7 protein-coding genes and 1 pseudogene are annotated in these 8,767 nt (G+C 69.5%); 4 read left to right on the top strand and 4 right to left on the bottom strand.

The features are described from left to right. Nucleotides 1-76: 76 nt before the first annotated feature. Together FREUN1FDRAFT_RS36545 and FREUN1FDRAFT_RS36550 are read right to left on the bottom strand one after the other, a co-directional pair. Complete coding sequence (locus FREUN1FDRAFT_RS36545) at nucleotides 77-604, bottom strand: ester cyclase (RefSeq protein WP_006545449.1); 528 nt, start codon at nucleotides 602-604, stop codon at nucleotides 77-79. 107 nt (nucleotides 605-711) lie between these two features. Continuing rightward, a complete protein-coding gene (locus FREUN1FDRAFT_RS36550; RefSeq protein WP_006545450.1) occupies nucleotides 712-1,170 on the bottom strand; it encodes a hypothetical protein in 459 nt (152 codons plus the stop codon). A 329-nt stretch (nucleotides 1,171-1,499) separates the two neighbouring features. Between FREUN1FDRAFT_RS36550 and FREUN1FDRAFT_RS36555 the strand changes: the two genes are divergently transcribed. Beyond that, nucleotides 1,500-2,369, top strand: a complete 870-nt coding sequence (locus FREUN1FDRAFT_RS36555; protein WP_006545451.1) for a LuxR C-terminal-related transcriptional regulator — start codon at nucleotides 1,500-1,502, stop codon at nucleotides 2,367-2,369. A gap of 192 nt (nucleotides 2,370-2,561) precedes the next feature. Further along, a complete protein-coding gene (locus FREUN1FDRAFT_RS45620) occupies nucleotides 2,562-2,936 on the top strand; it encodes a hypothetical protein (protein ID WP_006545452.1) in 375 nt (124 codons plus the stop codon). A 225-nt stretch (nucleotides 2,937-3,161) separates the two neighbouring features. On the opposite strand, the gene FREUN1FDRAFT_RS36565 is transcribed toward FREUN1FDRAFT_RS45620, so the two are convergent. Beyond that, the gene (locus FREUN1FDRAFT_RS36565; RefSeq protein WP_006545453.1) at nucleotides 3,162-3,722 is read right to left on the bottom strand and encodes a hypothetical protein; all 561 of its coding nucleotides are present in this window, start codon (nucleotides 3,720-3,722) and stop codon (nucleotides 3,162-3,164) included. Nucleotides 3,723-4,664: 942 nt separating this feature from the next. On the opposite strand from FREUN1FDRAFT_RS36565, the pseudogene FREUN1FDRAFT_RS48395 reads away from it, so the two are divergent. Together FREUN1FDRAFT_RS48395 and FREUN1FDRAFT_RS48400 are read left to right on the top strand one after the other, a co-directional pair. After that, a pseudogene (locus FREUN1FDRAFT_RS48395) lies at nucleotides 4,665-5,126 on the top strand (lamin tail domain-containing protein); the annotation flags it as partial. Nucleotides 5,127-7,220: 2,094 nt separating this feature from the next. Then, nucleotides 7,221-7,649, top strand: a complete 429-nt coding sequence (locus FREUN1FDRAFT_RS48400; RefSeq protein WP_369809857.1) for a carbohydrate-binding protein — start codon at nucleotides 7,221-7,223, stop codon at nucleotides 7,647-7,649. Between the two features lie 109 nt (nucleotides 7,650-7,758). On the opposite strand, the gene FREUN1FDRAFT_RS36575 is transcribed toward FREUN1FDRAFT_RS48400, so the two are convergent. Further along, nucleotides 7,759-8,682 (bottom strand): alpha/beta hydrolase, encoded by a 924-nt coding sequence (locus FREUN1FDRAFT_RS36575; RefSeq protein WP_006545455.1) that lies wholly within the window; start codon nucleotides 8,680-8,682, stop codon nucleotides 7,759-7,761. Between the last annotated feature and the right edge of the window lie 85 nt (nucleotides 8,683-8,767).

Raw genomic sequence — 8,767 nt, forward strand, 5'->3', positions numbered from 1 at the left:
CGGCGGGCGGCCGCGGCGGGCGGTGGGCGGCCGCGACGGGCGGCGGGCTGCTGGTGCCCGTGGTGGGCCGTGCGGGTCAGGCGCCGGACGTCGACCTGCGGGCCCGGCGGGTGGCCAGGGCGCACCGGAGCAGGTAGAGCGGCGTCGGCGGGATCCAGCCCAGTTGGGCGGCGGTGCCCAGGTCGTCGCGGTTCGCCCAGTGCTCGATGACCTTGCCGTCGCGCAGGCGCAGCCAGTGGGTCTGGGTGGTGGCGAAGGTCCGTCCGGTCGGCGGGAAGACCCGCTCGATCCGCGCGTCGGCGTCGTAGGCGATGAACGGCCCGGCGTGGCGGCCGCTCATGGTGCAGTGCACCACCACGAGGTCGCCCCGCTCCACCGTGTCGTGGATCTGCCAGTTCAGGTCGGCGTAGGCCGCACGCAGCCACAGGGCGGTCGCGTGGAAAGCCCGCGGGCCCTGGCCGCGGGCGTCCGGCGGCTCGTCCACGCCCTCCCGGTTGGTGGCCAGCGGGTGCACGACCTCGGTGAAGTCGTCGAAGTCGCCGCCAGCCATGATCTCGATCGAGCGGAGCGCGAGTGCCGTCCCGGAGGAGACTGCGGTGTCCATGGGTCACCTCGTATCTGAGTGCCTGAGAAGGAATGTGCTGTCTGGGGTGGTGCTGCGACCGGGGCGTCCCGTCGGGTCGGCCCGAGGGGACGCCCCGCTGGCGGCGGTCAGCAGGTGATGGTGAGGTGGAACGGCAGGACGACCTTGGACTGGTCGGGGTTGCGCATCGCGACGAACACGCCGTTGACCTTCCCGGCCCGCTGCGACACGGTGATGAACCCGGGTGGCGGCACGTCGTTCGCCCGTCCGCCGATGGACGCCGTGTACGCGCAGCCGCGGATGTCGCGGTCGAAGAGCACCTCGACGTTCTGCGCGGCGGTGAGCCCGGAGGTGACACCGGCGCTGCTCCGGACGACCGCGCCGCCCGAGTCGATCACCGCGAAGCGGTGCGCCTCGATCGGCAGCGCGTCCGCGGTCGGCGCGCTGACGGCGGCCCGCGACGGGTCCGCGACGTTGTCCGCCGAGCCGTCGGCGGCGGCGAGCGCGGTTCCGCCGAGCGCGCCGGTGACGGCCAGGGCGGACGCTGCGATGACGAGACGGGAACGGGTAACCAGGGAACGAGACATCTTGGTCGACCTCTTTCTCAAAAGGCGCCACACCGTGTTTTCCCGGAGTTTTCTGGAGGTTCCGGGGTGTGGCGGCTGATTGCGTCGACGTCAGATAACCAGTTCGGCGGGCAGCTCGAAAATACGCACTTGTGCGTAGTGGGACGCTGGGTGGGTGGCCGGGTGGAAGAAAGCAGGAAGTTCTCGCCGGCGCTGTCAGCGGCACGACTGGAAGGCATTATGTCGGCTGCCAGACAATCATGGCACATGAAAAAGAAGCGCGCGCGATGCTGGCCGCGGGAAATCCGCCTCGGCCTTCGGTTCGGGGCCGGCCGAGGCGAGGAGCGGGCATGCCGGCGGAAGCCACCAGGAAGGACCTGTTGGAGTTGCTCGACATGGTTCGCCTGCTGCACGGAAGCGAGGCCGGCGCGGAGCTGCCGAGCCCGGTGCTGTCCCGGATGGCCGGCATGATCGGCTGCGACTCGGCGTCGTACTGTCGGGTCGACCACCGCACCCAGCAGCTGGTGGCGACGGTCGTCGAGCCGGCGACCACCGACCTCAGCGAGTCGTCCGACTTCGCCGCGGTGCTCGGGCAGCATCCGGCGTTCGTCGCCCACCGGCAGCGGCGGCTGCGAACGGCCAGCTCGGTGGCTCTCACCGACCTCGCCGACCTGCGGTCCCTGCGCAACCTGCCGATCTACACCGATTTCTACCGCCCCCGCGAGACCCACGACCAGCTGCTGAACATCGTCGCTGTCGGACGTCATCAGGGCACCCTGCTGGTGTTCAACCGGTCCCGGCGGGGCTTCTCCGGGCGGGCCCGGGAGCTGCTCGATCTGGCCTCGCCGCTGGTCTGCCAGGCCGTCGCGCAACGTGAGCGGCTCTCCCGGCTGACCATCGCGCTGCGCGACGCCCAGCGCCACGCGGCGGTGGCCGACCGGGCCGCCGGCCGACTCGCGGCGCTGACGCCCCGGGAGCGCGAGGTGGTGGACCAGCTCGCCGAGGGGATCGGCGACCGCGAGATCGCCCGCGTGCTGGGCATCAGCCCCCGCACCGTCCACAAGCACCTGGAGCAGATCTACCGCAAGCTCGGCCTGCAGAGTCGGACCGCCGTTGTCGCGGTGGTGCGTGGGACGATCTCGGCGCCCCACGCCGCCCGGTCGTCTGCCGCTCCTGCCGCTTCTGCGGCCTCCACCGCTTCGGCCGCCGCGGTTTCCTGAGCGACGTCGGGCTCCCGGGGTGGGGCCAGGCGACTCCGCGAGGGTCCTCAGATTTTGCGCCGGTGAGAACGGGCGGAGGCCCACGGGCGAACTCGAGCTCCAGTTCGCCTCGACCTCGCTACCACGTCACCCTGTGACGGCCCCGAGGCGCCCCGTGGCGGTGCCGGGGCAAGGGCGGGTGGGCTGACGGCCATGGCCATCCCGCCGTACATGCAACCGTTCGTTCTCACCACGGACCCGGTGCCGCGGCGCCGTGAGGGCACCATCGACCTGCACACGACCTGGCACGAGGGCGAACCGGCCCGGCCCGCCGTGGTGTTCGTCCACGGCGGGCCGTTGCCGGCCGATCTGGAGTGCACCCCCCGGGATTGGCCGACGTTTCTCGGCTACGGAGCACTCGCCGCCGCCTCCGGCCTTGTCGGAGTGACCGTTGATCACCGGCTCCACGCTGTCACCGACTACCCGGTCGCGTCCGACAGCCTCGATCACACCGAGGAGTCCCGGGCGGCGGTGAGCCGGGCCATGACCTGGGTGACGGCGAAAATGACCGAGGAAACCGAGAAATAGTCCGGGGAACCGGCGGCTCGACCTTCGTGCTCGCCGGGCGCGTCGTAACCCGCACCGCACGTTTCAACCACACGACGCCATCGAGCGTCGACTTCGCGAGCCAGGCGGAGAACTCACAGATCACATCGACGGAAACTCGACGCTGCGAGCCGCCTCGATCTACTGACGCGTGAAATCGTCAAGCGTCACTGACCACACAAGAACCGGACGGCAGCCAGATATCGGTTAGTTGGCTGGGAGGTAGGTGGTGTACAGCTTTCCGTTGAAGACGGCCAGGGCTGGGCTCGCCGCCGACTGGTAGTTGGAAATCGGGTTGTCGGCGGTCCAGCTGGTTCCGTCGAAGGATGCGTACCACAGGTTGGCGTCGTTGCCGCCGCGGTGTACGGAGTACAGCTTGTTGTTGAAGGTGGCCAGGGCCGGGCCGGCTGCCGACTGGCTGTTGGGGATGGGGGCGTCCGTGCTCCAGGTGGTCCCGTCGAAGGACAGGTAGCGGAGGTTGTTGTCGTTGGCTGGGAGGTAGGTGGTGTACAGCTTTCCGTTGAAGACGGCCAGGGCTGGGCTCGCCGCCGACTGGTAGTTGGAAATCGGGTTGTCGGCGGTCCAGCTGGTTCCGTCGAAGGATGCGTACCACAGGTTGGCGTCGTTGCCGCCGCGGTGTACGGAGTACAGCTTGTTGTTGAAGGTGGCCAGGGCCGGGCCGGCTGCCGACTGGCTGTTGGGGATGGGGGCGTCCGTGCTCCAGGTGGTCCCGTCGAAGGACAGGTAACGGAGGTTTTTGACAGACATGCCGACCCTTTCCTGAAGATGAGCGCGACAATGAGGCGGCAAGATCAAACTTGCCTTGAGTGAAGAAGCGCCAACCTGGCTTTATTGCTCGCGGGAGCCGCCAAGAGCTACTTGCTATCCGTCCCCACGCGTACAGGCGGCCAGGTAACGCAGGAATCGCTACCTGTACGAGAGTCGCACGCCACCGTGTGTTACATGTTGGAAATAGCGGATTGTTTGAATTCAGTTACGGCGGGCGCAGGTTGCGACGATATGACCAGGTTGATGAGGGTGAGGGAGTACGCCCTCGGGCCCAAAAGGGCTCAGCGCTTGGGCGGCACCAGTCTCCAAACGGGCTAGCAGCGGCGATGCAGGCGAAAGCAGGGGCGATAACGAACGAAGTGGCATGCCGACAGAGATGCTCGGGGTCGTGCGGGCATCACCCTGCCCATAGGCCAGCTCTGAGGGGCGAACGCTCCGTAGCTTCAGCCGGTGGGTCCGCCCACCACCGCGCCGGCCCGCACGATCCTCCGGGACATCGACCGCAGCCTGCCCGGATGCTGGCCGCTCGCCGCACGGCCCGTCATCCGATCTGCCGCCCGGCGGATGGGACGAAGCCGGCGGTGGGATGGACCGCCCGCTCATACCGGCCCTGCTCTCCTGCTTGCCGGGGCCGCGGTGGGGTTGTCCGGCCGACGGCGGCGTAGCAGCTGACCTCGGCGCTGCTTGCCGCGACCGCGCGCGACGATGGCGGGGTTCCAACAGCGGCAGGAAGCGATACCGGGATCAGGCAGATCTGCCGTTCCCGCAAACCGCGACTATGCGAGAGCCCTGTGCCCCTGGCGTCGAGACGTGTTTGTTCTGGTACTGATAGTGTCAATTGATTATCAATTGTCGGAGTGTTCGTGTGGGCTTCGCCTGCGTGGATGCCAGCGGAACAAGTGACCCGGAAGACTCCGCGCCATGACCTGGCGTCCCCGCGGCATCGCCGCCCTAGTCGCCTACTCGACCGTCGTCGGCGCCGCGGCCGCTGTGCTGCCCGCGACCGCCGCCTCGGCCGCAACATCGGCGAAGATCGTGTTCACAGAGTTCGAATACCAGGACGCCCAGGAGGCGGGCGGCGTCTCGGGAGCGAAGTACGAGTTCTTCGAGCTCACCAACGTCGGTGATGCCGCCGCCGACCTGACCGGTTGGTCCTTCTCGGACAACCACAAGGCCACGAGCGGAGCTTTCAACCTCAGCCTCACCGGCCTGGGCACCGTCGCTCCCGGCCAGTCCGTGGTCGTCACCGAGGCCACCGCGGCGGCGTTCCGCACCAAGTGGGGCCTCGCGGAGTCGATCGTCGTGCTCGGCGGCGAGAACGTCGGCCTCGGCAACGGCGACGAGCTCCACGTCTACGACGCGTCCGGCACGGCGGTAGACAACCTCGTCTACGGAACCAGCCCGCGTACGCAGGGCACGACGGGTGTGCCGATCTCGGTGGCGGCTCTCGGCGCCAACGACATCACTCAGTGGCAGCTCTCCACTCTCACCAACGACCCGAAGTCGTGGGCGGCGCTGAACGGCGGTGACCTCGGCTCTCCCGGCACCAGCCAGTTCGGCAGCGGCATCGACCCGCGTGCCACCTCCGGCGGCGGCACCGGTGGGGGCACCGGCGGTGGGGCGGGCGGCGGCACCTTCACGCCCGACCCCAACTGGGCGAAGATCAAGGTCAACGAGGTCTCCTCGGACAACGCTCCCGCGCCGATCCGCGACACGGTCGAGCTCGTCAACACCGGCGGCACGGCCGTGGACATCACCGGCTGGCTGCAGGGCGACAGCGGCGGCCCGTCCTCCGCGACGGGCTTCTCCGACCGCGTCCACCTTGCTGACGGCACGCTGACGACGTCCGTCCCCGCGCACGGTTTCGTGTGGTTCCAGTCGCAGCCGGGCCTGTCGAGCAGCGGCGACGCGGTGCACGTCTACCTGCCGGACGCCGCGGCGGGTGCCGCCGGGACCGAGGTCGACGGCGTCACGTACAGCGCCGGCGCCGCGGGCACGGAAGACCCGGCGAGCTTCGGCGCCGCCTCGGTCGCGCGCTGCCCGGACGGCACCGGCGTCTTCGCCTCGGTCGCCTCGCGCAGTTTCGGCGCGTCCAACGCGACGGCCTGCCAGCAGCAGGTCGTTAACCCGAACGGGCCGACCCCGAACGACCTGCCTGCTCCCTGCGCACCCGAAGGGCCGAGCCTCAGCGACCGGTACCTGCCGGCGAGCGCGCTGCCCTGGCCGGGCAGCTCCGTGGTCACCACCGCGGACAACCAGTGCTACTTCGAAACCACCACCGGCCCCGAGGGGCGTGACGTCTCCGGCCTCGTCTTCTCCAGAACGGAGTCGGGCGTCCTCTGGGCGGTCAAGAACAAGAGCTGGCTGTTCAAGCTCGTCAAGCAGGGCGGCGTCTACGTCGCGGCGCCCGGCTGGACGGGTGGCAAGCAGATCTTCTTCCCGGGCGGCACCGGCCAGCCGGACTCCGAGGGGATCACCGAAGGCCCCGACGGTGCGATCTATGTGACGACCGAGCGGGACAACGCCTCGAACAAGATCGCGCTCAACTCGATCCTGCGGATCGACCCGTCGGCCGCGGGCAGCACCCTCACGGCCACGGCGAAGTGGGATCTCACCAGTGAGTACCCGTGGCTGTCGACCGGTAACTCCACCGAGGCGAATCTCGGCTTCGAGGGCGTCACCTACGTCCCGGACAGCTATCTGACGGCGAACGGGTTCGTCGACCAGCACACCGGTACGGCCTACGACCCGGCGAACTACCCGGGCCACGGCGCCGGCCTCTTCTTCGCCGCGCTGGAGAGCAACGGCAACCTCTACGCCTACGCCCTCGGCGGCAACGGTTCGTTCACCCGGATCGCCACCGTTTCCACCGGTCTGCCGAAGGTGCAGGACGTCCAGTACGACCCCGACCTGGGCCGGATCTGGGCGCTCTGTGACAACGACTGCGCGGTGACCTCGACGCTGCTGAAGATCGACTCGACCGGGTCGATCGTCCCGGAGAAGGTCTTCTCGCGTCCCGCGGGCCTGCCGGACGACAACATCGAGGGCTTCGCGGTGGCGCCGGTGGGCTCCGCCGGCGGCCAGACCCGTGAGGTCGTCTGGAGCGACGACGGCATCTACGGTGCGGGTGTCGGCAGCGTCACCAATGGCCATGCTCTCTACGCCGGCACGCTGAACGTCGATCTCGGCCTCGGTGCGCAGGGCGTCCCGACCGCCGGCGTGTCGCCTTCGAGCGCGCCGGTCGGCAGCCAGATCACGGTGACCGGTAAGGGCTTCGCGCCGGGCGAGACGGTGGACGTCGCCCTGACGGCCACGCCGGGTTCCCTCGGCACGGCCGTCGTGAACTCGACCGGTGCCCTCAGCACGACGGTGACGGTGCCGGCGGGCGCCCTCCTCGGTGCGGACGAGATCGTCCTCACCGGGCAGACGTCGGGGACCACCGCCCATGCGGCTCTCGTGGTGCTGCCGGCCGCCTGGGTGAAGACGAAGGCGTACAACGCCGGGGACAAGGTCAGCTACAACGGCCGGACCTACCAGGCGCTCTACTACACCAGCGGCGAGACGCCCGGTTCGAGGGCCACCGGCGCCTGGGCGGAGTACGCCACCGACGCGGCCGGCAACGTGCTGTGGACGGCGACCTGGGTCTACAACGCCGGCGATGTCGTTCTCTACAACGGGATCCGTTGGGTCGCGCAGTACTACTCCCGCGGCCAGACGCCCGGGTCCAGCCCGAACATCTCCTGGAAGGTGGTCGTCGACAACGCCCACCCCGCGGCCTGGATCGCCAACTCGGTCTACCTGGCCGGGGACAAGGTGACCTACGAGGGCAACACCTACCAGGCCCAGTGGTACACCGCGGGCCAGGTGCCCACGAACTCCAAGGGCGCCTGGAAGCTCGTCGCCTAGGTAGAGCAGCGAGGAGACCGTGGGGCCGGGCGCGCGACAACAAGCCCGGCCCCACAGCCTTTTCCCGAGCCGATGTGCGTGGTTCTTAGTCGTAGCCGGGGTGAGGTCGTCACTTGGTCAGGTTGGTGGTGAAGTAGTCGGTGAGCTTGTCGACGGCGAGGTCGATGTACTCGCGCTTGTCGTAGAGGTCGACGTGGCTGGCGCCCCTGATCCAGTGGATCCGCGCGGGGCCGGTGGCGCGCCGGTGGGCGTCCAGGCCCATCCAGGCGGTGACGGCGTGCTCGCCGAGGATCTGCAGGATCGGGCGGGGGCCGATCAGCGGGACTGCGTGGAAGACGTCGCTGGACGCCATCCTGTCGATGCTCTCCCAGGCGAGGAACTTCGCCGAGCGCTCGTGGTAGCCACGGGAGCCGCAGTAGTACTCCCAGCCTTCGATGCCGTGCTGGCCGCCGAGAGCGCCGGCCTGTTCGGCGGTCTCGGGGAACATGGTCATCACGCCGGGGTCCTCGCCGCGGGCGGCGGCCGTGCGGGCCTGGGCGGCGGCGTCCAGCAGGGACTGGAAGACGGCCGGGTCCTGGGTGCCGTCGGCGCCGTAGCGGAACTGGCGCGCGGGTTCGGCGGTGCACACGGTCGCCACAGCCCTGACCCGGTGGTCGCCGCCGGTGGCGGCGAGCGAGTAACCGCCGGAGGCGCACACGCCCAGCAGTCCGATCCGGTCGGCGTCGACCTCGGGCCGGGTGGTGAGGTAGGAGACGGCGGCCTTGAAGTCCTCGACTCGCTGGGCGGGGTCCTCCAGACCACGCGGCAGACCACCGGACTCACCCTGGTAGGCGGCGTCGAAGGCCAGGGCCACGAACCCCCGCTCGGCCATCAGCCCCGCATAGGTACCGGACGTCTGCTCCTTCACCCCGGTGCCGGGGTGACCGACCACCAGCGCCGGAAGTGGGGCGCCGTCGGCCGGGTGGTCCGGAACGTGGAGGTGCGCGGCGATCTCGATGCCGGCGCTGTCGAACGTGACGCTGGTCCTGGCCATGGGGCAACTCTCCCTTGTCGATCAGTCGCTACGCGCCCGCCGTTCGGTGCCGCAGGTGACGGTTTGTCTTTCGGCGCACGCTGTC

Origin of the sequence: Parafrankia sp. EUN1f (assembly GCF_000177675.1) — a bacterium.
Classification (GTDB): domain Bacteria; phylum Actinomycetota; class Actinomycetes; order Frankiales; family Frankiaceae; genus Parafrankia.